Source organism: Exiguobacterium sp. KKBO11 (assembly GCF_001644945.1).
Taxonomy (GTDB): domain Bacteria; phylum Bacillota; class Bacilli; order Exiguobacteriales; family Exiguobacteriaceae; genus Exiguobacterium_A; species Exiguobacterium_A abrahamii.
Genome location: NZ_LUCU01000011.1, coordinates 105,685 through 129,147 on the forward strand (window position 1 = coordinate 105,685; position 23,463 = coordinate 129,147).

Sequence of the window (23,463 nt, forward strand, 5' to 3'; positions counted from 1 at the left end):
GCTTCATTGTATTCTTGACTAGTATGAAAATCCGCAAATTGTGGGAAAGAAAAAGAACTCACAATTGGGAAAAAAGGGGGTCGTCTCTAGTGCGCCAAAGTGGGCTCGCGAAGAGTATGGTCATGGCCTCGCAAATTTCGACGGCACTGGCTGCACCGATCGTCATTGGCTTTTTGGTTGGGAACTATGGGGAACAACAACAATGGTGGGAAAAAATGGGTGCGACATTCGCCGTGTTCATCGGGATTTTCATCGGCATTCTTTGCATGATCGCCATGATCAGGCACTTGTTAGGGGAGAAGACATGAACATCATCCTTCAAGATGCGTTGTATCGTGCGTACTTACGATGGTTTGGACTCTTTTATGGAATCCTTGCTGTCCTGCTGCTCATCGGACGCCCGAGTGACCCAGTCATTTATGGACTAGCACTTGGTGGAACTGGCAGCTTTCTGATCTTGACGCTTCAACGACTTAGCGTCGATCGGATGTATCGTGTAATCGAGACGGGGCGTAAGCCAGTGTCTCGAGGGACCGTTTCACGCATGGCGGTCGCGGTACTTTGTGTGATGATCGGTTTGAAATATCAAACTGAATTGTCATTAACTGCGGTGGTAATAGGCCTTCTCGCCGGCCACGTCATACAATTTTGTGAGTTCTTGACTCACGAACTCAAGCGGGAAAAGAGGTGAATAGTCAAATGAACCACGAAATGCCACTTTACGAAATCCCACTCTGGGGTGACTTCGTTCTGTACGGTAGCTGGACGAACTTGATCACAGTATTGATTGCTGCTGCTCTCGTCTTCTTGATTGCCGTGGCCGGTACGCGACGTCTTGTGATGAAGCCAACCGGTGCTCAAAACGTGATGGAGATGTTCCTCGAATTCGTTCGCGGCATCATCAGCAGCACGATGGACTGGAAAACAGGGGGTCGCTTCCTTACGTTCGGAATGACATTATTCCTGTTCATCCTTGTGTCCAACATCATGGGTCTCCCATTCAACGTCGTGACGGGACACTACATTTGGTTCAACTCACCAACTGCAGATCCTTACGTGACACTGGCACTTTCATCTCTCGTAGTAGTCTTAAGTCATTACTACGGTGTGAAAATGCGAGGCTTCGGTGCTTATGCGAAAACATTCATGACACCGATGTTTATCATTACCATCATCGAGGAGTTTGCAAACACGTTGACGCTCGGTCTTCGTCTTTACGGAAACATCTTCGCTGGTGAAATCATGATCGGAATCATTCTTTCGATCGGTATCGTCTCTGGTACGAACGATTTCCAATTCCTCGGACCAGTCGGCGCAATCATCTCGGGTATCCCGATGTTGATCTGGCAAGGATTCTCACTCTTCATCGGTGGTATCCAAGCGTACATCTTCCTTATCCTGACGATGGTTTACATCGGACATAAGGCAGCGCACGACCATTAATTCGAAGGTAAAGCATCCGCTTTTCCGATAACAGCACGACAAATCAATGAACATACTCTAGGGAGGCAATTTATCATGAATCTTATTGCAACAGCGATCATCATCGGACTCGGCGCACTCGGCGCAGGTATCGGTAACGGTCTTATCGTAAACGGTACAGTATTAGGTCAAGCACGTCAGCCAGAACTCAAAAACGAACTTCGTCAAACAATGTTCATCGGTATCGGTCTCGTTGAGGCACTTCCAATCATCGGTGTAGCGGTCGGTTTCCTTCTTCTCAACTCTTAATCCACGATTAACGAGAACGGACTACATAGGGCGCTATTCGTTCAACGTTTGAGTGAACCGTCACGGGAGCTTAGGCTCCCTTATGTAGATATTGAAGTTGAACCAACCACGAGGGGAGTGTAATCGAATGAATCTAACGTATCTTGCGGCAGAGGCTGGTGGCGAAGGCAACCAACTCTTATTAGCCAACATGATCGTCACGATCGTCGTTTTCCTCTTGCTCCTCATCCTCTTGAAGAAATTCGCATGGGGCCCGCTCGTCAACATGATGAAAGCGCGGGAAGAGCATGTGGCTAGCGAGATCAACTCGGCTGAAAAGAGCCGTAAAGACGCTGAAGTCTACGTAGAACAACAACGCGAAGAATTAAACAAGGCGCGTACGGAAGCACGCGACCTTTTAGAAGCATCACGCCGTCAGGCAGAAGCAGAGCAAGCACGTGCGATGGAGCAGGCACGTCTTGAATCCGAAATGAGTAAGGAAGAAGCTCGCCGTGCGATCGAACGTGAACGCGCTGAAGCACAAGCTGCTTTGAAGAACGATGTCGCTCTTCAAGCAATCGCTGCAGCACGCCACGTCATGAAAACACAGCTTGCGACAGACGAAGCCGCTCAAAAAGCACTCGTCGATCAATTCCTTGCTGATACTAAGGGCACGAACTAATGCGTGATCACGTAGCGGGACGCTACGCAAAAGCGCTCTTCGATCTTGCGCTTGAGCACCATGTGCTCGAGCAAGCAGAAGCTGATGTGCGGACGCTCGGCGAAGTGCTCCACGCAACACCAGAGCTCGCTTCGGTTTTAGATAACCCATCGATTTCTGCTGAAGAGCTCAAGCAAGTTCTTCAAACAAGCTTCACTGGCTTCAACTCGATCGTCTTGAACACATTGCTCGTCATGGTCGAAAACGACCGGGCAGCAGAGATCGTTACATTACCGGAACACTTCATTGCATTATTGAATGAACACCGCAATGTCGCGACGGCAATCGTCACGAGTGCATACAAATTGTCGGACGAGGAACTCACGAAAGTGAAAGAGACGTTTGGCCAAAAATCAGGTAAAACGCTTGAAGTCGAGAACGTCGTCGACACGCGTGTCATCGGAGGACTTCGCGTCCAAATCGGTTATACGACATATGACGGTACGATCGAAACTAAACTAACGCGCCTTGAGCGTGAGCTGTTAAAAGCGTAAGAAAATAGGGGTGAAACGCATGAGCATTAGAGCTGAAGAAATCAGCGCCCTGCTTAAAGCGCGTATCGCGCAGTACGGTTCTACGATGGAAGTGAACGAGACAGGTACGGTCATCCAAATCGGTGATGGTATCGCTCGTGCACACGGACTCGACAACGTCATGTCGGGAGAGCTCGTAGAATTCGCTAACGGCACAATGGGCTTGGCGCAAAACTTAGAAGAAGGCAACGTCGGTATCATCATCCTCGGTGACTACCTTGAAATCAAAGAAGGCGACTCTGTTCGCCGTACGGGCCGCATCATGGAAGTACCAACAGGAGACGCACTCCTCGGACGTGTCGTCAACCCACTCGGTATGCCAATCGATGGTCTTGGTCCAATCGAAACAGAACACTACAACCCGATCGAGCGTAAGGCGTCTGGCGTCATGGCGCGTAAATCGGTACACGAACCACTTCAGACAGGAATCAAGGCGATCGATGCCCTCGTTCCAATCGGTCGTGGACAGCGTGAGTTGATCATCGGTGACCGTCAGACGGGTAAAACGTCGATCGCAATCGATACGATCATCAACCAAAAAGAAGAAAACATGATCTGTATCTACGTCGCAATCGGACAAAAAGAATCAACAGTCCGTGGCGTCGTCGAGACGCTCCGTAAAAACGGTGCCCTCGATTACACGATCGTCGTTTCGGCAGCGGCTTCACAGCCAGCTCCACTTCTTTACCTCGCACCATTCGCAGGTGTCGCGATGGGTGAACACTTCATGGACCAAGGCAAACACGTTCTTGTCATCTATGATGATCTTTCAAAACAAGCAGCTGCTTACCGTGAGCTTTCACTTCTTTTGAAACGCCCACCAGGCCGCGAAGCTTACCCAGGGGATGTCTTCTACCTCCACTCACGCCTTCTTGAGCGTGCGGCGAAGTTGAACGACGAGCTTGGTGCAGGTAGCTTGACTGCTCTTCCGTTCATCGAGACACAAGCGTCGGATATCTCAGCTTATATCCCGACGAACGTTATCTCGATCACGGATGGTCAAATCTTCCTTCAATCGGATCTCTTCTTCTCAGGTGTCCGTCCCGCGATCAACCCGGGTCTCTCGGTATCGCGTGTAGGTGGTTCGGCTCAAGTAAAAGCGATGAAGAAGGTAGCGGGTACGCTCCGTCTTGACCTCGCATCTTACCGTGAGCTTGAAGCATTCGCTCAGTTCGGATCTGACCTTGATAAAGCGACTCAATCGAAGCTTAACCGTGGTGAGCGGACAGTTGAAGTCTTGAAACAAGACTTGAACCAACCACTTACTGTCGATAAGCAAGTCATCATCATCTATGCCTTGACTCGTGGTCACCTTGATGATGTTGCTGTAACGGATATTCGTCGTTTTGAAAAGGAACTCAACCTCTGGCTCGATCAAAACCGCAAACAACTTTGCGATGAGATCCGTAAGACAGGTAACCTTCCAGCAGACGAAGAGCTCGTAGCAGCAATCTCAGAATTTAAGAAAACGTTCCAAGCGACGGTTTAATCCGGCGGAACGCTCTTGATACTAACAAGGTGGTGAATCGAAATGGCATCGTTGCGCGAGATACAAACGCGGATCAACTCGACGAAAAGTACGAAACAGATCACGAAAGCGATGAACATGGTTTCGGCGTCGAAACTGAACCGCGCTCAAGCACATAGCGCGAAGTTCCAACCTTACATGCTGAAAATGCAAGAGGTACTCGGAACCATTGCGAATGGCACGACAGGTGCGAGCCATCCGATGCTCGAGAAACGTCCCGTCCAAAAGACGGGCTACATCGTCATCACATCGGATCGCGGCTTAGCTGGTGCATATAACGCCAACGTGCTGCGTGAAGTCTACCGGGAAATCAAAGAAAAGCATACTGCGGACAGTTACGTTCTCTTCGTGGTCGGTAAAGTTGGTGTCCAGTTCTTCCGTTCACGCGGAATCACGGTCACGGATGCGATCACAGGTTTGAACGATTCTCCTTCGTATGTCGACGTCGCTGAAATCGTGAAGCGCACAGTGAGTGCGTTCACGCTTGGCGAAATCGACGAGCTCAAGCTGTGCTACAACCACTTCTTATCTGTCATCAGCCAAGAAGTGAAAGTCGAAACTCTTCTCCCACTCGGAGAAATCGAAGCTTCGTCTTCGACGACTTATGAGTACGAGCCAAGCGAGGAACAAATCCTTGCTGAACTCCTCCCGCGTTATGCGGAGAGCTTGATCTTCGGTGCGCTTCTTGACGCGAAAGTAGCAGAACATGCGTCACGTATGACAGCAATGCAAAGTGCGACAGATAACGCAGATGACTTGATCGGTCGATTGACTCTCGTCTACAACCGAGCTCGACAAGCTGCAATCACGCAAGAAATCACAGAGATCGTCAGTGGGGCTGCTGCACAGCAGTAATCCCGACTGACGTAACGATAGGTAGGAGGAAACACGATGAACGAACTCGGTTTAAAAGGCCGCGTCGTCGCGGTCATGGGACCTGTCATCGACGTTAAGTTCGAAGGACACTTACCGAACATCTACAACGCGCTTCGTATTCAATATACGCCGCAAACTGTAGAAGAAGTGGCTATCGACTTGACGCTTGAGGTCGCCCTGCACCTTGGTGACGACGTCGTCCGTACCATTGCGATGGACTCAACGGATGGAGTACGCCGTGGAATGGAAGTAATCGATACGAATGCTCCAATCTCGGTACCCGTCGGAGAAGCGACACTTGGTCGCGTCTTCAACGTACTCGGTAACCCAATTGATGAAAAAGAAATCGCTGCTGACGTGGAACGTCTTCCGATCCACAAAAAAGCACCGACTTTCGATAACCTTTCAACGAAAGTTGAAATTCTCGAGACTGGAATTAAAGTCGTCGACTTGCTCGCTCCTTACATCAAGGGTGGTAAGATCGGTCTCTTCGGTGGTGCGGGTGTAGGTAAGACCGTCCTCATCCAGGAATTGATCAACAACATCGCCCAAGAGCACAGCGGTATCTCGGTATTCGCAGGTGTTGGTGAGCGAACTCGTGAAGGAAATGACTTGTTCCACGAGATGACGGATTCAGGCGTTATCAAACAAACAGCGATGGTCTTCGGTCAGATGAACGAACCACCGGGTGCACGTCTTCGTGTTGCCTTGACTGGTTTGACAATGGCAGAATACTTCCGTGATGAGCAAGGACAAGACGTTCTTCTCTTCGTTGATAACATCTTCCGTTACACACAAGCAGGTTCTGAGGTATCGGCCCTTCTCGGTCGTATGCCATCTGCCGTTGGTTACCAGCCGACACTCGCAACAGAGATGGGTATGCTCCAAGAGCGAATCACATCAACAAACAAAGGTTCGGTTACATCGATTCAAGCAGTTTATGTACCAGCCGATGACTATACTGACCCGGCTCCTGCGACGACGTTTGCTCACTTAGATGCAACGACGAACCTTGAGCGCCGTCTCTCTGAGATGGGGATCTATCCTGCCGTGGATCCACTTGCTTCGACATCACGCGCCCTTTCACCGGAAATCGTCGGCGAAGAGCACTACGGTGTTGCACGTCAAGTTCAGGAAACACTTCAGCGTTATAAAGAACTTCAAGATATCATCGCAATCCTCGGTATGGACGAGTTGTCAGAAGACGACAAATTGACTGTACACCGTGCGCGTCGTATCCAGTTCTTCTTGTCGCAGAACTTCCACGTAGCTGAGCAGTTCACAGGACAAAAAGGATCGTACGTCCCAGTTAAGGACACGATCCGCGGCTTCAAAGAAATCCTCGAAGGTAAACACGATGACTTAACGGAAGAAGCATTCCGTCTCGTTGGTCCGATCGAAGATGCGATTGAAAAAGCGAAGGCGCTTGTCTAAGTGACAAAGCATAAGGGGGACTTGAGATGAACACACTTCATGTCAATATCGTCACCCCGGATGGCGAAGTGTATGATGGCGATATCCGTATGGTCGTTGCGAAGACGATTTCTGGTGAGATCGGGGTTCTCCCGCACCACGTCCCACTCGTAACACCACTCGATATCAGCATCTTGAAGTTGCGCCACGAAGATGGCGGACGCACGTTGATCGCTATCAGCGGTGGCTTTATGGAAGTGCGCCAGGATACTGTAACGGTTCTTGCGGAAACTGCGGAGCAAGCAGACAAGGTCGACTATGACCGTGCTGCAGCTGCGAAGGTTCGTGCAGAACGTCGTCTCCAGGACACGAAATTATCAGAACTCGAATTCAAGCGTGCTGAACTTTCACTGAAACGAGCAGTTAACCGTCTCAGCTTGAAAGACTACGGTCGCGATTGATTTGATGAAACCCCGGTTCCGTTCGCGGAACTGGGGTTTTTTTGTACAAATCATCAATGATTTTCCGTATGGCAACCGTTTTCGCAACACGATGAAGGATACAGGTTTAAAATACTGCAAAAATGTAAAAGTACACTATATGCCTCGTCTTCACGAATTCTTCAACCTTTTTTCAGTAGAAGACCAAATTTATCTTCAATAAATATATTTTATACGCTAAAATTAATTCAGCGTGTTCTTTTTTGTTTGCGCAATCATTCATTTTATGAAATCATAGTAGAGTTGAAGAAACTATGAAGAAGAGGTGCAACGAAAGTGACATCTATTGGTGTGAGTGCGTTAGTTAGTATGCTGGTCTATATCGTAGCGATTTTACTCGCTTGGTGGTCCTTGTTACCAGTCAAATGGGAGAAAATCCTGCAACATCCTAAAGGACCGCATGCGGTAGCCTTACGAACGATTCTTGCGATTGCACTCGGATCCATCGTAGCGCGCTTTTTACTGGATTATGCCGGTTTTGCACAACGTCTTCAGTTTTTAATCGGGTGAACTTGTAACTGCATTGTAAACCCTGAAATGGTAATTTGTTTTACCATGGAACAGGACACTGCTCTTTCAATGAAGGAACACAGTCATTTAGCAATCATCTAACATTACAATCGAAACGTCGTATTGGCTTTGTAGTAAGAGATCAACTATAGGGAAGTTTCTTTTCTAACATTCGTTGAATTCCAACTATGATCCTCACCAATCACGAATTGAACATACTAGAACAGAAACGAAGCAGAGGAGTAGGGAGAATGGAAAAAATCGTTGTCCGTGGCGGACGTAAATTAGCTGGAACAGTCAAAGTAGAAGGTGCAAAGAACGCGGTCTTAAAAACACTTGTCGCGACATTGCTTGCATCAGAGGGACAATCAGTTCTTCAAAACGTACCACGTCTAGCAGACGTCTATACAATCAATAACGTCTTACGCAACTTGAACGCGGAAGTCGGATTCGACGCAGAAGCGAACACGGTGACGGTCAATGCAGAGCCGAATCTCAAAGACGAGGCACCACTCGAGTACGTGCGTAAAATGCGAGCTTCGATTCTCGTCATGGGTCCATTACTTGCACGCCTCGGGCGCGCACGTGTCGCAATGCCAGGTGGATGTGCAATTGGATCACGTCCGATCGATCTTCACTTGAAAGGATTCGAAGCGATGGGCGCAAAAACAATCATCGGAAACGGATTCGTTGAAGCACATGTCGACGGTCGCCTCCAAGGTGCAAAAATCTACCTCGACTTCCCATCTGTCGGTGCGACAGAAAACATCATGATGGCTGCGACACTCGCAGAAGGAACGACAGTCATCGAGAACGTCGCAAAAGAACCAGAAATCGTTGACCTTGCGAACTTCTTGAACGCAATGGGCGCAAAAGTCCGCGGTGCAGGTACAGAAACGATCCGCATCGAAGGCGTCGAGAAATTACACGGTGCAACACACTACGTCATTCCTGACCGAATCGAAGCAGGTACGTTCATGATCGCAGCAGCAATCACAGAAGGTGACGTCGAAGTCATCGGTGCTGAGCGCGAACACCTTCGTCCACTCATCTCGAAGATGGAAGAGATGGGCGTTAAGATCACGGATACAGAAGAAGGGCTCCGCGTCGTCGGTCCAGCGAAACTCGAAGCAGTTGACGTCAAGACGATGCCACACCCAGGCTTCCCGACAGATGTTCAAGCACAAATGATGGCACTCGTCCTCAAAGCAGGCGGCACATCAGTTATCACGGAAACGGTCTTCGAAAACCGCTTCATGCACGTTGAAGAATTCCGCCGCATGAACGCTGACATCAAGATCGAAGGTCGTTCATCGATCATCAACGGTGGCGTACAGTTGCAAGGTGCAGAAGTTCTTTCAACGGATCTTCGTTCAGGTGCAGCACTCGTCACAGCAGGATTGATCGCTGAAGGCGAAACACGCGTTGGTGCACTTCACCACATCGACCGTGGATACGTCGACTTCCACTTGAAGTTACAAGCACTTGGTGCAGACGTAGAGCGTGTGACAGAAGAAGCGGTAGTCGTTGAAGAAACAGCTGCTACAAAACTTTAAGCAATTATATAAGAGCATCATCCCATTTTGCGGGATGGTGCTCTTTTTTGTCGTCTTTTAAAAATGACGACAATGAAATCCGAAAAGCAGAAAAAGAAAGTCGTTTCACGAGGGGGCATATGCTAGAATTGAAAGGTATGTATACATAAATGGGTTAGACGTCCAAACGACGTTCTATATTTTGGAAGAATAGCCAGTGGGTAAAGGAGAGCACACGAGATGTTTTCAAGAGATATCGGAATCGACTTAGGGACGGCGAACGTCGTCATTCATGTCAAAGGGAGAGGCATCGTCCTCGATGAGCCATCGGTCGTCGCGATCGATAAGGCAACAGGTAAGATTCATGCGGTAGGTACGGAAGCACACTTGATGGTAGGGCGGACACCGGGGAACATTGTGGCCATTCGACCACTTCAAGACGGTGTCATTGCCGATTTTGAAATGACGGAAGCAATGCTTCGCCATTTCATCGATAAGATTGAAGTCCGTAAGATGTTCGGTGGAGTCCGGATGTTAATCTGTACACCAGCAAGCATCACGACGGTTGAGGCGAAGGCAATTCGTCAAGCCGGTGAAAAGTCAGGTGCAAAGACGGTCTTCCTCGAAGTCGAGCCGAAGGTCGCAGCAGTTGGTGCCGGTATGGACATTTGGATGCCAGCAGGGCACATGGTCATTGATATCGGTGGCGGAACGACGGATGTTGCCGTACTTTCGATGGGTGATATCGTATGCGGGGAGACGATCAAGGTCGCAGGAGATCGTTTCGACCACGACATCATTCGTTCGATCAAGGAGACACATAAGCTCATCATCGGAGAACGGACGGCACAAGCAGTCAAGACGACGGTTGCCACTGTATCAGAAGATGGACGGAGCGAGCAGATGGATATTCGCGGACGGAATCTCGTGACGGGTTTACCACACAACATCACGGTGACATCGGAAGAGATGCACGATGCGCTGGCGGAAGCAGCGATGGAGATCGTCGAAGCAACGAAGCGTGTGCTCGAGAAGACACCACCGGAGCTTGCAGCAGACATCATCGACCGTGGCATCATCTTAACAGGTGGGGGCGCGTTGCTGGACGGAATTGATCAACTGCTTGCAAAAGAACTTGGTCTACCGGTTCTGATCGCAGAAGATCCGATGTTATGTGTCGCACGCGGTACAGGAATCATGCTCGATAACCTTGGGAAGTAAGAGCGTGTCAGCGTAAAGGATATGATCTCTCGTAAAAGTTCATTCTTAGAACGACCGTCTTGTCCTTCTCGCTTTCCACAGGCGGGAGGTAAGCCGCGACAGCGCGCATTTCATGCGAGTTGTCGGGTCTTACCTATCCCTGACGAAAGTGCTGCTTGCACTTTCTTTTCCTGCAGGAGTCGAGAATGGACAAGTTCGTTCGATATGAATCAAACCAATAGGGAGTCCGGTTTCCGAAGTACGTATCGGAAACTGGACTCCCTTTGTTTTAAACATAATGCAATGCCATGGTACTAAATGATCATGTGCCTCCTTGTGCTTCATCCGACTCCTACAGGGAAAAGCGCGATTTTGCGCTGTCAGAGACAAACAAGCCAGTCTTCACTGTTATACGAGAACAGTGAAGACTGGCTTGTGTCTCGCCTGAGGAAAGCGGATGAAAAGCAAAGGGGGCAGACAGATGAAGATAGTTCACTGCGTACTACGCATGAACGCTTGGTACGCTTCAAAATCATGATAGACGATCGCACTTGGCGGTAGTGAACTGGCCATCGTTTGATTGACGAGCTGATTCAGCTGCGTCCGCGTCTTGCCATAGAACGTGATGTCCGGTGTCTCGGGAAGTTCAGTGAACTCGATCGCATACGATAACGTGTGATTGTTGCTTGCGGCATAGAGCGCGTCCGTCATCGTGATCGCACCAAGTCCATTCCCACCACCATAGACGGTCCGGTAACTCATCAACGTGACTTCGTCGGCGAGCTCCATTGCCCACTCGCTGAGAGGGCGACCGTTCGCATCCTGTACGGTATGGAACCAGAACGGGAGGAACAGTTGCAGCGGTAGTCCTTCAGCGGACGCTTTCTCGCGGAAGGCGAGTAAGATCCGCTCATAGGAGGCGATGACACGTGGTTGGTCCGTTTCCCATTCCGGTAAGGCATACGGTTCGAGATCAACGCTGATGCCATCCGGGTGACTGATCGTTTCCTGTTGATAGGTCGAGATCCAGGCGAGTGGATCTTCAACGTTTGGTCGAGCTGTCGTTCCTTCGTTTGTGATCCAGCGTGGCTGTCCGAATAGGAAGTACACTTCAATGCCGACAGCGTGCGCTTTTTCAACGAATGTTCGGTAGAGAGTACGGTCACCCTCGACAGCGACATGCAGATAGACACGTTTCATCTGTCTGTTTGCCAGCTGATTGATCTTCGTTGAAATGGATTTGGCCTCTGGGATGGACCAGATGACCGTGTGACGAGTGACGGAAACGGCAGCTGAACTCTTGAGTGGTAGTCCGAATTGAAGCAACGACAGACAGACTACGCCAATCAAAAAGCGTTTCATTTCAATTTCACTCCTTCGTGTGGATTACCTTACTATCGGTCGTTGAGCAGTCGCTTATATGCATCAAAGGTCCTGTTCTACACTTTGACAGTTCAAATCCTAGACATTTCATAATGTGAAGTGTATATTAAAAGTTGTTGCATTGAAATGAATTGTCAAATAAAAGGAAGTGATGCCACAATGCCATTGTGGAAAAGAAATTTAGTAGTCGTCTGGTTCGGTAGTTTTTTGACCGCTGCAGCCCTCAGTCTCGTGTTACCGTTTTTGCCTTTATTCATTGAAGAACTCGGTGTCGACAGCCGACAAGATATTACGACCTGGTCCGGTATCGCCTTTGGCGCAACCTTCCTCATTGCTGCGATCGTCTCACCAATCTGGGGTCGTCTCGCCGATCGAAAAGGACGGAAGCTGATGTTGCTTCGTGCAAGTCTTGGTATGTCGATCGTCATGTTCTTGATTAGTTTTGTTCAAGACGTCTACCAACTCGTCTTTTTACGTCTTGTCATGGGAGCCGTATCCGGATTCATCTCAGCCGGTATCACACTCGTTGCTTCTCAAACCCCAAAAGAGAAAAGTGGCTGGGCGCTCGGCACCCTTTCGACCGGTGGGATTGCCGGTGGATTGCTAGGACCTCTCATTGGAGGATTCCTTGCCGATGTAGTTGGGCTTCGACCCGTTTTTCTCTTTACGAGCGTGCCGCTCTTCATCACGTTCCTCGTTACTTATTTCTTTGTCAAAGAAGAATTTGTACCACTGAAAGTCAAAAAGATGGCGTCTGCTAAAGAAGTCATTCAATCACTCCGTCATCCGGAATTGATTTTAAGTCTCTTTTTAACGACGTTCCTGATTCAGTTCGCAGCGCAATCCATCAGTCCGATCCTGTCGCTCTACGTCCGGGAACTCAGTCCGGGTACGGAACGACTCGCTTTGCTATCCGGGATTGTGGCCTCTGCACCCGGGATTGCTGCTTTGATCGCGGCGCAACGGCTCGGTCGGCTGTCTGATAAGATTGGGGCAGAGCGTGTCCTGTTCTTTGCCTTACTCGTCTTTGCGGCGTTCTTGATTCCGCAGGCGTTCGTTACGGATACTAGCCAGTTGATCGTCTTGCGGATGGGAATCGGATTTGCAACGGCTGCTTTGCTACCGTCAGTGCAAACCTTGCTTCGTAAGAACACACCAGCGAATTCGTCGGGTCGTATTTTCGGTTACAACCAGTCGGCACAATTCATGGGGAACTTCCTCGGACCACTCGCTGGTGGACAGATCGCCGGTCATTTCGGCTTTGAAGCCTTGTTCCTCTTCACCGGCTTGATCGTCATCACGAATGCCGTACTCGAACGGACGCAGACCGCCGTCTTGAAAAAGAATCCGAATAACTAATGAAAGCTTCCATCCCCGTTTGATTAAAGGGATGGAAGCTTTTTTTCATACAGTCGATTGTTCGAAGAAGTCGTCGACGCGAGAATGATGGGAGTGATTCAACTGTTCTTGGACGATAAGAGACAAGGCGCGGACTTGGAAGTCAGCGACATAGTAGAAGAGACCGTTATCGAGTTCCGAAATCGACGTCGGTTCAATAAAGATGTCGGGATGTGTCAGGTGGTGCAGTTGCAGGGAGAGTTCCAGTTTATGCTTCACCGGCAATCGAATCGAGGAATAGAAAGAAATCGTTCGATTCGTACAGCGATTGATCAAGATTGGAGACGATCCGACTTGGATCGGCTGCCCATTCAGCTTCGAAATCGTCACCTTCGCATGCAGACTAAGAATTGGCTCCTTCGGTGGAGCGGTTCCCGTATCTTTTGGATAAAGCGTGCCGTTCTCAAGTAGTTGCTTAAATGTCTTGATATCGACGGGTTTACTGAAAAGATAGCCTTGGATCATGTCACATTCTAAGTCCCGATAGAGGTTCAGTTGTTGCATGTTTTCGATACCCTCCGCAACGACGGTCAAACCGAATTCCTTCGCCATGTAGATGACACTTTTAATGACAGAGAGACTCTTTGGATCGTGTTCGGCATGGATCGCGAACGATCGATCAATCTTCAGGCAATGCACCGGATAACGCTGGACATAAGAAATCGATGAATAAGCCGTTCCGAAATCATCGAGTGATAGTTTGACACCGAGATCAACGAGACGGTCGAGTGTCTCGAGGACTTGTCCGCCTTCGAGCAGTACATCGGACTCAAGTAGTTCAATCTCTAACAGATGTCCAGGAACACCGTGTTTTTTTAAGTGTCGTTCGACGATACTCGCAAAATCACCGTAGAACAATCGTTTCGGTGATAAGTTGATCGATAGCGGAACGACATGTTCCGGTTGTTCATCGAGTAAATCGCGGATTAATTGGCACGCTTGATCGAGTACCCAGTCACCGATGTGGATGTAAAGATCACTTTCTTCTGACAGAGATAAGAAATCCTTTGGCGCCAGTCGTCCCCACTCCGGATGTTCCCAACGGATTAACGCTTCTGCACCAACGATACGTCCACTCCAACTATCGACTTTCGGTTGGTACTCAAGGAAGAGTTGATTTTTTTTGATGACATGGCGTAAATCGCGTTCGAGTTGATAGCGACGGTACATCGTGATGTCGAGTTTCGATGAATAGAACTGGAAGTTACTCTTAGAGATCGACTTGGCACGGCGGAGTGCCGTGTATGTCTGTTTAATCAACTCTTCTGCCGTATGGTCGTGATGGACGGAATAGGTAATGCCGATGAAGACCTTCGAAAACAGTTCATAAGACAAGACGTCGAACCGATGATGGGTCAGCTCGAGCAATTGATTAGCAAGTCCGATTGCCCGTGTTTCGTCAATCTTACCTTTTAAGATGATAAGGAATTTATCCCCGAATAGATGACCAATAAATACTTCTTTTTTGATAAGCTTTTTCACGGCTGCACTCGTCTGACGGATCCATTCTTCCCCGATTTCGTGACCGAATCGCTCAGCGAGACGGCTGTGTTGATTAAACGTGACCGTTAATAAAGTGAAAGGGGAACGGTGCTTCAATAATTCCCGAACCTGTTCTAACGTAAAGGCATGATTGGGTAAATCGGTGATCGGGTCATGCATCGACAAGTGCCAAATCTCATGCTGTTGTTCCTTTAGACGCGTGATATCGGTCGAGACACCATAGTGACCGAGAACTTCACCATGTGCATCGATGATCGGGATACACGTCTCTTCGACCCAGAATTGGCGGTCGGGATAGTTTAAACGATAGACGAGTCGAACGACTTCCCCTTGACGAATTTTCGGATATGCCTCTTTCATGAGAATGAGATCTTCTGATGAGACGAGTTTCGTCCACAGTTGATGATCCTGTTCGATTCGCCGGAGATAATCGGTATACGGTTCAAGGAATCCGGCAGCATGAAACATCACGGTATTGTCTTTATAACGATGCTCGTAAGCGGTCGTATGCAGCGACGTGAAGAACTTTTTAAGGGAGGCAATCGCAAGATCCCGTTCTTGCTCGAGCTGGATGAGCGGTGTCGCATCCTTAAGAATGAAGAGGAGTGAACTCGGAATCGTATCCGTCTGAACGACACCTTCACAGTGGACGATCTTTTGGAATTGACCTCTGCGCCCCATCCGTAACTGCATCGAGAAGATTGGAATTTGCCCCATATGCAGTGCGAGACTTTGTTCGCGGAAAATCGTTCGATCTTCTGGATGGAGCTCTTCAAGAAAGTCATAGGTATCCATCTTCGCTAAGTGATTCTTAGAAAGTTGTAATAGTGTAGCGAGAGAGGGAGATGCGACGATTTCTTTCGACGTTGGGAAGTATTCAACGAAACTGACCCCTTCGATCGCGTTCGTCAATCGATCTTTCATCAATAAGCGCTGGTAATCGGTTCGGAGTTCCTGTTGCTGTGATACATCACGGGCAATCCCATAAAGACCGATGATGACACGTTGGTCGTAAATCGGGATATTCGTGACGTTCAACGTCAACCAGTGTCCGTCTTTATGACGAACTGTCGTCGTGAAGTGGACGGTTTCGCCCGAATAGACGCGTTTCTTGAACTGTTTGACTTCCTCTACATCATTGGGCTTTAAAAACGTTTCGAAATGGAGTTGCTTAAGACTATCCCGGTCATAACCGAGCATAAGCGGAAATTTATTGTTGAAGGAAATGAAGTGACCTTTTGTATCCATCGTATAGACGGCATCCGGATGATTTTCCAAAAAATAAGTGACGTCGGACAGTGTGTATAAATCCAAAGACCCAGGCACAGTTCGTTCAGTGGCACGTTTTTTAAAGAAGCTCATAGGTTTCACCTCGAGGATCATGTTTTTGTTGTTTATAGCATAACAATATTTGTCAATTTTGAATATGTAATCTATTTAAAAAAAGGCAAACGTGATTATAATAGGTCTTTTGATTCATCTCTTCCGAACATTACCTTTTTGTTCAAAAAAGCTCATAATTGATGAAGAAGCGACCGATATACTGAGAGGAAAGAATTGAACATGAAGTCAATGAGGAGATGAACGCATGCTACGAGGAATGTATACGGCGTCGAATGCGATGCAGGCATTACAACGCCAACAGGAAATGCTCAGTAATAACTTGGCGAATGCGCGGACGCCGGGCTTCCGCGCTGATCAAGCGTCACTCCGGACGTTTCCGGAGATGCTGATTCAGCAGACAGCAAACAATGAACGGACAGGTGTGCGGGGAGTCGCGACGGTCGGAAAGCTTGCGACCGGTGTCTTTATGCAGGCAGCGACACCAAACTTCACGCAAGGTTCAATCACGGAGACGGGCAATGCGACGGACTTGCAAATCAGTTCGCTTGAAGGGGCACCGCTCTTTACGATTCGCCATCAGGATCCGTTGACGGGAGAGGAAGAGACACTTTACACGACGAACGGACAGTTTGCCGTCGGACAAGACGGGTTACTCCGGACGACGGAGAATGATCTTGTCCTCGATACGAACGGTCAACCACTCGACGTCGTCAATGAAGATTTCCTCGTTGACGCGAACGGTGCCGTCACGGACGGAAACGGTCAGGCAATCGGTAACCTCGGTCTCGTCGTAACCGATCAACCAGAGACGCTTGAGCGGACAGGCAACGGCTTGTTCCGATCAGCTAATCCGTTAAACGCTGGAAACGTCCGGGTCGATCAAGGTGTACTCGAACTTGGGAACGTCGAGGTCGAACAGACGATGGCGGAGATGAATGCCGGTCTACGCCAGTTCGAAGCCAATCAAAAAGTCATTCAAGCGTACGACCGGACAGCGGAGAAGGCTGTTTCCGAAATCGGACGCGTTCGCTAATAGGAGGATACGATGCAATCAATCTATACATCCGCAAGTACGATGGGACAGTTGCAAAAACAGCTCGACACGACTGGTCAAAACCTGGCTAACGTCGATACGAACGGCTATAAACGTCGGGATGCCCAGTTCAATGAACTGCTCGTCCGTAACATCAACAACCAAGCGACAGGTTTTACGCCAGGTCCGTTGACGACACCAGAAGGACTTCGACTCGGTGTCGGAGGTTACGTCGCAAACGAAGCGACGCGCTTTGGCGTCGGAACGTTCCGGACGACAGACCGAAAACTCGACGCAGCACTTGGGAATCCACACCATTTCTTCGGTGTCATCGATACGGATGGCGTAACGAAGTTCACGCGTGACGGAAACTTCCAGTTGTCACCGCAAGCAAACGGACAAGTCCTGCTGACAGATGATGCCGGACGTTCTGTCATCAACCAGGCGAATGATCCGATCGTTTTGCCGGCGAACGCGACAGAGATTGAACTGAACAAGGACGGCAACATCACGGGGATCATAAACGGGGATCGGCGTGTCCTCGCTCGAGTGGGTGTTGCGGACATCCCGAACTACGGTGAATTGACGGAAGTCGGCGGTGGTTTGTTCACGGCGACCGGACAATATCAGAATGCAGCGGGCAATCCGTTGACGGTCGGTCGGCTTGAGACATCAAACGTCGATATGGCGCTTGAGATGACGAACTTGACGCAGCTGCAGCGGGCGTATCAGTTCAACTCGAAAGCATTGATGACAAGTGATCAGATGATGGGGATCGTCACGTCTCTTAAATAATCTCACAGCAAAAGGGTGATGTTTCTCATATCGAGAGGTATCACCCTTTTCATTATTTTTCTTGTAACGCGAGATAGATCGCTGCCATGTCCGCATCACCATAAGTCGGTTTTGCTTCAGCGTAGCTAGCGTCCGTCGCCTGTGCGAGTGGCAGCTTGATTTGTTGGCGTTTTGCTTCAGCCGTGATCAGCCCTAAATCCTTTGCCATCAGACGGAGCGGGAATGCAGACGGGAAGTCATTCTTCCGGTACATGTCGCGTTTGCCGGTGAATAGCGGGGTGTTCATCCCGGAAGCACTAATCATCTGAATTAGCTTCTCTTTCTCGAGCCCCGCACCTTCTCCAAGCAACAATGTCTCCGCGACCCCTTGCCCGACGACAGCAAGCAATAAATTAATGGCGAGCTTCGCTGCACTGCCTGAGCCATGTGATCCGAAATGAATCGTTTCTTTGCCGAGTAGGTCAAGATAGGGCTGACAAGCCGTGACGACGTCTGCGTCACCGCCAGCAAGCAAGACGAGCTGTCCGCTTTCTGCAACGGGAACGGAGCCCGAGACAGGCGATTCGAGATAGATGCCATCACGCTCTTCGACGAGCCGTGCCATCTTCTTTGTCTCTTCCGGTGAGATTGTACTCAAGTTGACGATCGTCTTACCTGTGAGGTCGTCTGTTACACTCTCGAGAACGGACGCGACAGCTGGTCCGTCCGCGAGCATGACGAAGACGATATCGCTTTGACGCACGACGTCCTGTGCTTCTTTGACAGCTGTTGCTCCTCGTTCAGTCAGTGGAGCTGTCTTTTCATACGTCCGGTTGTAGACTGTCAAGCCATGCCCACCGTCAAGTAGACGTGTTGCCATCGGTACCCCCATATGTCCTAAACCAATCCATCCAAGTTGCATGTCGATTCCTCCTTATCCTAATACGCTTTTGACTATACCCCGCACGTCGTCGAATCTAACGACAAAAAAGACCGTCCACATGATGTGAACGGTCAGGTGATTAATCTTCATACGTGAGGATGGTCGAGATGACAGCAATCGGGAAACGGATCGTAAAGGTTGATCCAACACCGACGACGGATTCGACATCAATCGTTCCGCTGTGGTGTTTAACGATCTCCTTACAGATCGATAGACCAAGACCGGTCCCACCGATTTTCCGTGTCTCGGAGTTATCGACACGGTAGAACTTATCGAACAACTTCGGAAGCGCGTCTTGTGGAATCCCGATGCCTTCATCCTGAATCCGGATTTGGGCGAAACCAAGTTCATTTGTAATCCGTATCAAGACTGTCCCACCGCTCGGTGAGTACTTGACGGCATTGCTGAGCAGGTTGTTCAGTAATTGCTTCATCTTTTCTGCGTCGCCGTCGATCATGATCGGTCCACGCGCCTCGAAATCAATCGTGTGTGTCTCGTGTGAGACATCATAGAACTCAATCAAGTCCTGGGCGAGTTCGACAACATCGAACGTCGTCATCTCATACCGATGTTCACTCGACTCCATCCGTTGAACATCGAGGAAATCATTGACGAGCGTCGTCAGGCGACCGGTCTCGGAGTGGATCGTCTGGAGATATTTCCGTTGCCGTTCTTCCTCGAACCGTTTATTAAGCATCAGCTCGGTGAAGCCATAGATCGAAGAGAGCGGTGTCCGTAACTCATGCGAGACGGTCGAGACGAACTCTTCCTTCATCCGCTCGGCTTCCGTTTCTTTCGTCACGTCACGAAGGACAAGCATCGTACCGACCCATGTGCCGTCGACTTCAATCTTCTCAGCGTAAATCTGGATATAGGTACTATACTTTCGAATCGAGACAATCAAGCTATCTTTCGGTAAATCGAGTTCGACGATTTGTTCGATGTAGCGTTCGAATGCTGCCGGTTCATCAATGATGTCAGCTAATGCCTGCATCGCTTGCTCGAAGGCAGAGCGATCTTCATCCTCAAACTGAGTCGGGACTTCCGGGAACAACGTCATCAGCGGTTCGTTGACGAGTAACGCATCTGTCTCATGTTCGATGTAGACGACAGCTTCCCGAATCGAGTTCAATAGTTGCGTCGTCTTGTTTTTCTCACGAATCATTTCTTCATAGATGCCCATCCGTAGAAGCGAGAGAGACAACTGATGCGAGAACGACAGGATGTCGCTCATTTGCTCCGTCGTGAAGGCATCACGATAACGAACGAGATAGATACAGGCGATCATATGCTCTTTTGACGGATCCATGACCGGTACCGCGACCTCATACATATAGTACGGATACGGCAGCGGGCTCTCGTGTGCGACCTGTTTCGATGAATGAACAGGACGCTTTAAGAGACGCGCCCGGTGCAAGAGTGACTGATCGTCAGAGACAAGACGACCGACCATCTCTTCCGTCATCCCGTAATCGATCGTCGAGCGGACTTCTTGTTGATCGAGGAACAACAGGGCGCCAATCTCGGAATGCGTGATCGAGACGAGCTTTTCGATGATTTCCGGATAAGCTGTCAACGTCTCACGAGAAGCGAGCGTCTCCGTCAATTCGTTGCGATACTTCAGGTGTTGTTCACTGCGAAGCGTGATATCAAGTGCTTCTTCGAGTTCCTCCTGCTGCGCTTGCAATTCTTCTTGCTGGGCGACGAGTTCTTCTTGTTGTGCTTGGAGTTCTTCGTTCTTCGCCAACATATGGACCTTGTTATCGGCAATCGATGCCGCCATCTGATTGAACGATGTCGTCAGTGTATGCAACTCGTCCTTCCGTTTAGGCAAGGGGATCGCTTGAATGTCTTCTCCCGTCGCAAGTAAGGCGCTATCACGAGACAAGGCATTGACTTGTTTTGTAATGCGACTGATGAATGGACGCACTAGCGATAGGAGAACAAGAATCAAGACGACGAGATTCGAGAGCCAGATGAACTGGGCGACACGCATTTCGCCAAGGAGATCGTTCTTCGCATCGACTTCTTTCCCTTGGATCAGCGTCAGATAATCAGCAAGTAACGTATCAATCCGTGTCATGTCGACATCAGCGTCTGATAAACTGACCGATCCACGTAACGTACCGTTTTCAGTGAACAAATCTTTCCCGTTCGACAGGGCTGCTAGTGTATTCGGATCAACAAAATCTTCGTTGATCTTTCCGTCTTTTTTTCCTTCGACGTATTCGTTGAGGAGTGGAAGCGACGTTCCGAAATAATCGTCATACATTTGACGTGTCGCGATTGCGTATTCTTGACCTTGCTCATATACCGCATATTTCTCAAACCATGTCGTCAAACGGTTGATCTCCTGTTGGTTTGTCTTGACGGCATCAAGTGTTTCCTGTGAGCCGGTCAATAAGTAAGATTTCACGTTACTTTGCGCGACGGTCCACTCGCTTGCGAGCGCATTCGCATTCGTCCGCCGTTCACGTAAATCATCGAATGTCGCATTCGCCTGATCGATTTTCTGTTCCGTATAGAAGTAAACGATTCCGGACGTGATGCTGAGAGCGACGAACACCATATAGAAGGCGAACATCAATTGGCGACCGATGGTATGATTGATCCATTTCACTGGGGTATCCTCCGTATTCTATTTTTACATGTATCAAAAAGATTGCTTAAATGCCGAATACACTTATCTTACGTAGATTTGAAGGTCTCGGCAAATCTGAATCTGCAAAATTGACTAAAACAAATATATCATATATGTGTTAAACGATAACGAACTATAAGAATAAGGATTAAGAAGTATCGTTTTAAGGAAAACTAAAGAGGATATTGAACTTCATTTTTTAAGTAGGGAAGTGGTTAGATGCAAAAAATGTTTGAAAACAAATGGTACCGATTCGCCTGGTGGGTCATGACGTTACTGATCATTGTCTGGATTGGTGATCATGTCACGTTCCTGTTCCGACCGGTCGCGATTCTGCTTCAGATGGTCGTACCACCCCTCGCGATCGCCGGGATTCTCTATTATGTCCTGCTACCGATCGTCGAGTTACTTGAGAAGAAGATGAAACGGCGACCTGCTGTCTTGATCGTCCTCGTGGGTTTGATCGGGATATTGACGACACTCGGCTTCATCTTTGGTCCGATGCTGTCGGAGCAAATCACGCAGTTCGTTAATTCGATTCCGACACTTGCGACACAGTTCCAGCGGCAATTGATTGATGTCCGGGATCAACTCGAGAACAGCGCAGCCTTTTCACGCTTCCTGTCAGGACCAGACAACTTGTTCAATAAGTTCTCGGGCAACATCTCAGAATATGCGTCGACTTTCCTCAAGAACATCGGCACAGGTGTCGGTGGATTCGTCAGTGTCCTGACGACGACGGTCGTGACGATCGTCATCATTCCGATCATGTTGATCTACATGTTGCTTGACGGCGATAAGCTGAAAGGCAATCTCGTCAAGCTGATGCCGTATGAGTATCATAAGGAAACGAAAAAAATCCTTGGTGACGTCCATTTGACGATCATGAGCTATATCCGCGGGCAAGTCATCGTCAGCATTGGTGTCGGGATCATCGCCTATATCGGGTATCTGATTATCGGGATCGATTATGCGTTATTGCTCGCTTTGTTTGCGACACTAACGAACATCATTCCGTTCCTCGGTCCTGTCCTCGGTGTCATTCCGGCCTTGATCGTCGGGTTCATTCAGGATCCGATTCTTGCGATTTATGCGATCATCGTCATGACGGTCGCGCAGCAAATCGATTCGCACATCATGTCACCACTCGTGCAAGGGAAGACGCTTGACGTCCATCCGCTAACGATCATCATCGTCTTGCTCGTCGCCGGGAACATCGCTGGTTTCTTCGGCGTCTTGCTTGGTGTTCCGTTCTACGCTGTCATGAAGGTCGTCATCCTGAACATTCGTCGTCTCTATCATCTCCGGTCGCAGAAGAAGATGGTCATCACAGAGGAAGAGAAGACGTTTGATACGATCATCACGGAGCGCGATTGAGTTTTGAAATTCACGTAAAAGTACGTCATACTGAAGAGGTAGCTAAGAAAAAGGGGGCAGGAATCAGATGGATTCACGTCATACCGAAGAACAAGCCGATTTACTGGCGTTGCAGAAATTTCAACACAACTTCGAGAACAGTTTGAAGTCGAGCATCATTTATCTCTTGCGTGATGGTGCGTTGACGATCGGGGAACTCGAGCAACGAATCGATCAGTCGCACGGTCAGATCCTCGAGCAATTACAGGAATTGATCGAAGATGGACTCGTTGTCCAGCAGATGTCCGAGAAAGTGCACGGACTTGCCTATTATTTAACGGCACCCGCTGAAGATCTCGTCCGACAGTTCAAGGAATCGATCCGTTGGAGTAAGCAACACATTCGATACTAAAAAGCAGGTTTCTAGACCTACGAGCAGACGCTCGTAGGTCTTTTTGCGTTTTTTAAAACTATGGTCATATAAAATTGAAATAAGCCATTTTTACACAAAATGGATAGAACTAGTATGAAATAAAATTACAATATATTTTAGTGATTGATT

At 48.9% G+C, this 23,463-nt stretch carries 22 protein-coding genes; 18 read left to right on the top strand and 4 right to left on the bottom strand.

What is annotated here, in order from left to right:
- The first annotated feature begins 89 nt into the window (after window positions 1-89).
- From AYO36_RS00830 to mreB, 13 genes are all read left to right on the top strand, one after another.
- Window positions 90-308, top strand: a complete 219-nt coding sequence (locus AYO36_RS00830; protein ID WP_023469502.1) for an AtpZ/AtpI family protein — start codon at window positions 90-92, stop codon at window positions 306-308.
- On the top strand, window positions 305-691 hold the full coding sequence (locus tag AYO36_RS00835) for an ATP synthase subunit I (protein ID WP_023469501.1): 387 nt from the start codon (window positions 305-307) through the stop codon (window positions 689-691). Before AYO36_RS00830 ends, AYO36_RS00835 begins: the two co-directional genes overlap by 4 nt.
- Before the next feature lie 8 nt (window positions 692-699).
- Entirely contained in the window at window positions 700-1,443 is a 744-nt protein-coding gene (gene atpB, locus AYO36_RS00840) for a F0F1 ATP synthase subunit A (protein WP_023469500.1), read from the top strand.
- Between the two features lie 75 nt (window positions 1,444-1,518).
- The gene (gene atpE / locus AYO36_RS00845) at window positions 1,519-1,731 is read left to right on the top strand and encodes a F0F1 ATP synthase subunit C (protein WP_023469499.1); all 213 of its coding nucleotides are present in this window, start codon (window positions 1,519-1,521) and stop codon (window positions 1,729-1,731) included.
- 127 nt (window positions 1,732-1,858) lie between these two features.
- Window positions 1,859-2,392 carry a F0F1 ATP synthase subunit B gene (gene atpF, locus AYO36_RS00850; RefSeq protein WP_023469498.1) on the top strand — a complete coding sequence of 178 codons (534 nt, stop codon included), beginning with the start codon at window positions 1,859-1,861 and terminating at the stop codon, window positions 2,390-2,392.
- Window positions 2,392-2,925, top strand: coding sequence for a F0F1 ATP synthase subunit delta (locus tag AYO36_RS00855; RefSeq protein WP_050676947.1), 534 nt, complete (start codon window positions 2,392-2,394; stop codon window positions 2,923-2,925). The genes atpF and AYO36_RS00855 overlap by 1 nt, the downstream gene beginning before the upstream one ends.
- A gap of 19 nt (window positions 2,926-2,944) precedes the next feature.
- The gene (gene atpA / locus AYO36_RS00860; RefSeq protein WP_035395863.1) at window positions 2,945-4,453 is read left to right on the top strand and encodes a F0F1 ATP synthase subunit alpha; all 1,509 of its coding nucleotides are present in this window, start codon (window positions 2,945-2,947) and stop codon (window positions 4,451-4,453) included.
- 42 nt (window positions 4,454-4,495) lie between these two features.
- Window positions 4,496-5,347, top strand: coding sequence for an ATP synthase F1 subunit gamma (gene atpG, locus AYO36_RS00865; RefSeq protein ID WP_029342739.1), 852 nt, complete (start codon window positions 4,496-4,498; stop codon window positions 5,345-5,347).
- A gap of 36 nt (window positions 5,348-5,383) precedes the next feature.
- Complete coding sequence (gene atpD / locus AYO36_RS00870; protein ID WP_064299243.1) at window positions 5,384-6,802, top strand: F0F1 ATP synthase subunit beta; 1,419 nt, start codon at window positions 5,384-5,386, stop codon at window positions 6,800-6,802.
- A 26-nt stretch (window positions 6,803-6,828) separates the two neighbouring features.
- Window positions 6,829-7,242 (top strand): F0F1 ATP synthase subunit epsilon, encoded by a 414-nt coding sequence (locus tag AYO36_RS00875; protein ID WP_023469493.1) that lies wholly within the window; start codon window positions 6,829-6,831, stop codon window positions 7,240-7,242.
- A 315-nt stretch (window positions 7,243-7,557) separates the two neighbouring features.
- Entirely contained in the window at window positions 7,558-7,791 is a 234-nt protein-coding gene (locus AYO36_RS00880) for a DUF1146 domain-containing protein (protein ID WP_029342736.1), read from the top strand.
- Between the two features lie 251 nt (window positions 7,792-8,042).
- Entirely contained in the window at window positions 8,043-9,347 is a 1,305-nt protein-coding gene (gene murA, locus AYO36_RS00885; RefSeq protein ID WP_064299244.1) for a UDP-N-acetylglucosamine 1-carboxyvinyltransferase, read from the top strand.
- A gap of 219 nt (window positions 9,348-9,566) precedes the next feature.
- Complete coding sequence (gene mreB, locus AYO36_RS00890) at window positions 9,567-10,547, top strand: rod shape-determining protein MreB (RefSeq protein WP_064299245.1); 981 nt, start codon at window positions 9,567-9,569, stop codon at window positions 10,545-10,547.
- A 471-nt stretch (window positions 10,548-11,018) separates the two neighbouring features.
- Here mreB and AYO36_RS00895 read toward each other — a convergent pair whose 3' ends face one another.
- On the bottom strand, window positions 11,019-11,888 hold the full coding sequence (locus AYO36_RS00895) for a glycoside hydrolase family 18 protein (RefSeq protein ID WP_064299246.1): 870 nt from the start codon (window positions 11,886-11,888) through the stop codon (window positions 11,019-11,021).
- A gap of 180 nt (window positions 11,889-12,068) precedes the next feature.
- Here AYO36_RS00895 and AYO36_RS00900 point away from each other — a divergent pair, with 180 nt between their 5' ends.
- On the top strand, window positions 12,069-13,268 hold the full coding sequence (locus AYO36_RS00900) for a multidrug efflux MFS transporter (RefSeq protein ID WP_064299247.1): 1,200 nt from the start codon (window positions 12,069-12,071) through the stop codon (window positions 13,266-13,268).
- 45 nt (window positions 13,269-13,313) lie between these two features.
- Here AYO36_RS00900 and AYO36_RS00905 read toward each other — a convergent pair whose 3' ends face one another.
- Window positions 13,314-16,172 (bottom strand): sensor domain-containing protein, encoded by a 2,859-nt coding sequence (locus AYO36_RS00905; protein WP_064299248.1) that lies wholly within the window; start codon window positions 16,170-16,172, stop codon window positions 13,314-13,316.
- 226 nt (window positions 16,173-16,398) lie between these two features.
- On the opposite strand from AYO36_RS00905, the gene AYO36_RS00910 reads away from it, so the two are divergent.
- Both AYO36_RS00910 and AYO36_RS00915 read left to right on the top strand, forming a co-directional pair.
- Entirely contained in the window at window positions 16,399-17,187 is a 789-nt protein-coding gene (locus tag AYO36_RS00910; RefSeq protein WP_064299249.1) for a flagellar hook-basal body protein, read from the top strand.
- Between the two features lie 12 nt (window positions 17,188-17,199).
- Window positions 17,200-17,982 carry a flagellar hook-basal body protein gene (locus tag AYO36_RS00915; protein ID WP_058704123.1) on the top strand — a complete coding sequence of 261 codons (783 nt, stop codon included), beginning with the start codon at window positions 17,200-17,202 and terminating at the stop codon, window positions 17,980-17,982.
- 52 nt (window positions 17,983-18,034) lie between these two features.
- Here AYO36_RS00915 and AYO36_RS00920 read toward each other — a convergent pair whose 3' ends face one another.
- Both AYO36_RS00920 and AYO36_RS00925 read right to left on the bottom strand, forming a co-directional pair.
- The gene (locus AYO36_RS00920) at window positions 18,035-18,883 is read right to left on the bottom strand and encodes an NAD(P)-dependent oxidoreductase (RefSeq protein WP_064299250.1); all 849 of its coding nucleotides are present in this window, start codon (window positions 18,881-18,883) and stop codon (window positions 18,035-18,037) included.
- Window positions 18,884-18,983: 100 nt separating this feature from the next.
- Window positions 18,984-21,524 (bottom strand): ATP-binding protein, encoded by a 2,541-nt coding sequence (locus AYO36_RS00925; protein WP_064299251.1) that lies wholly within the window; start codon window positions 21,522-21,524, stop codon window positions 18,984-18,986.
- A gap of 240 nt (window positions 21,525-21,764) precedes the next feature.
- On the opposite strand from AYO36_RS00925, the gene AYO36_RS00930 reads away from it, so the two are divergent.
- Both AYO36_RS00930 and AYO36_RS00935 read left to right on the top strand, forming a co-directional pair.
- Window positions 21,765-22,922, top strand: a complete 1,158-nt coding sequence (locus AYO36_RS00930; protein WP_064299252.1) for an AI-2E family transporter — start codon at window positions 21,765-21,767, stop codon at window positions 22,920-22,922.
- 67 nt (window positions 22,923-22,989) lie between these two features.
- Window positions 22,990-23,313, top strand: coding sequence for a winged helix-turn-helix transcriptional regulator (locus tag AYO36_RS00935; protein ID WP_023469481.1), 324 nt, complete (start codon window positions 22,990-22,992; stop codon window positions 23,311-23,313).
- Window positions 23,314-23,463: the final 150 nt, after the last annotated feature.

Coding starts and splice junctions, on each gene's coding strand:
- mreB (WP_064299245.1), top strand. CDS start 9,567: ATGTTTTCAAGAGATATCGGAATCGACTTAGGGACGGCGAACGTCGTC.
- AYO36_RS00835 (WP_023469501.1), top strand. CDS start 305: ATGAACATCATCCTTCAAGATGCGTTGTATCGTGCGTACTTACGATGG.
- AYO36_RS00915 (WP_058704123.1), top strand. CDS start 17,200: ATGCAATCAATCTATACATCCGCAAGTACGATGGGACAGTTGCAAAAA.
- atpD (WP_064299243.1), top strand. CDS start 5,384: ATGAACGAACTCGGTTTAAAAGGCCGCGTCGTCGCGGTCATGGGACCT.
- AYO36_RS00935 (WP_023469481.1), top strand. CDS start 22,990: ATGGATTCACGTCATACCGAAGAACAAGCCGATTTACTGGCGTTGCAG.
- AYO36_RS00910 (WP_064299249.1), top strand. CDS start 16,399: ATGCTACGAGGAATGTATACGGCGTCGAATGCGATGCAGGCATTACAA.
- AYO36_RS00920 (WP_064299250.1), bottom strand. CDS start 18,883: ATGCAACTTGGATGGATTGGTTTAGGACATATGGGGGTACCGATGGCA.
- AYO36_RS00855 (WP_050676947.1), top strand. CDS start 2,392: ATGCGTGATCACGTAGCGGGACGCTACGCAAAAGCGCTCTTCGATCTT.
- AYO36_RS00875 (WP_023469493.1), top strand. CDS start 6,829: ATGAACACACTTCATGTCAATATCGTCACCCCGGATGGCGAAGTGTAT.
- AYO36_RS00905 (WP_064299248.1), bottom strand. CDS start 16,172: ATGAGCTTCTTTAAAAAACGTGCCACTGAACGAACTGTGCCTGGGTCT.
- atpA (WP_035395863.1), top strand. CDS start 2,945: ATGAGCATTAGAGCTGAAGAAATCAGCGCCCTGCTTAAAGCGCGTATC.
- AYO36_RS00930 (WP_064299252.1), top strand. CDS start 21,765: ATGCAAAAAATGTTTGAAAACAAATGGTACCGATTCGCCTGGTGGGTC.
- atpE (WP_023469499.1), top strand. CDS start 1,519: ATGAATCTTATTGCAACAGCGATCATCATCGGACTCGGCGCACTCGGC.
- AYO36_RS00895 (WP_064299246.1), bottom strand. CDS start 11,888: ATGAAACGCTTTTTGATTGGCGTAGTCTGTCTGTCGTTGCTTCAATTC.
- AYO36_RS00900 (WP_064299247.1), top strand. CDS start 12,069: ATGCCATTGTGGAAAAGAAATTTAGTAGTCGTCTGGTTCGGTAGTTTT.
- atpB (WP_023469500.1), top strand. CDS start 700: ATGAACCACGAAATGCCACTTTACGAAATCCCACTCTGGGGTGACTTC.
- atpG (WP_029342739.1), top strand. CDS start 4,496: ATGGCATCGTTGCGCGAGATACAAACGCGGATCAACTCGACGAAAAGT.
- atpF (WP_023469498.1), top strand. CDS start 1,859: ATGAATCTAACGTATCTTGCGGCAGAGGCTGGTGGCGAAGGCAACCAA.
- murA (WP_064299244.1), top strand. CDS start 8,043: ATGGAAAAAATCGTTGTCCGTGGCGGACGTAAATTAGCTGGAACAGTC.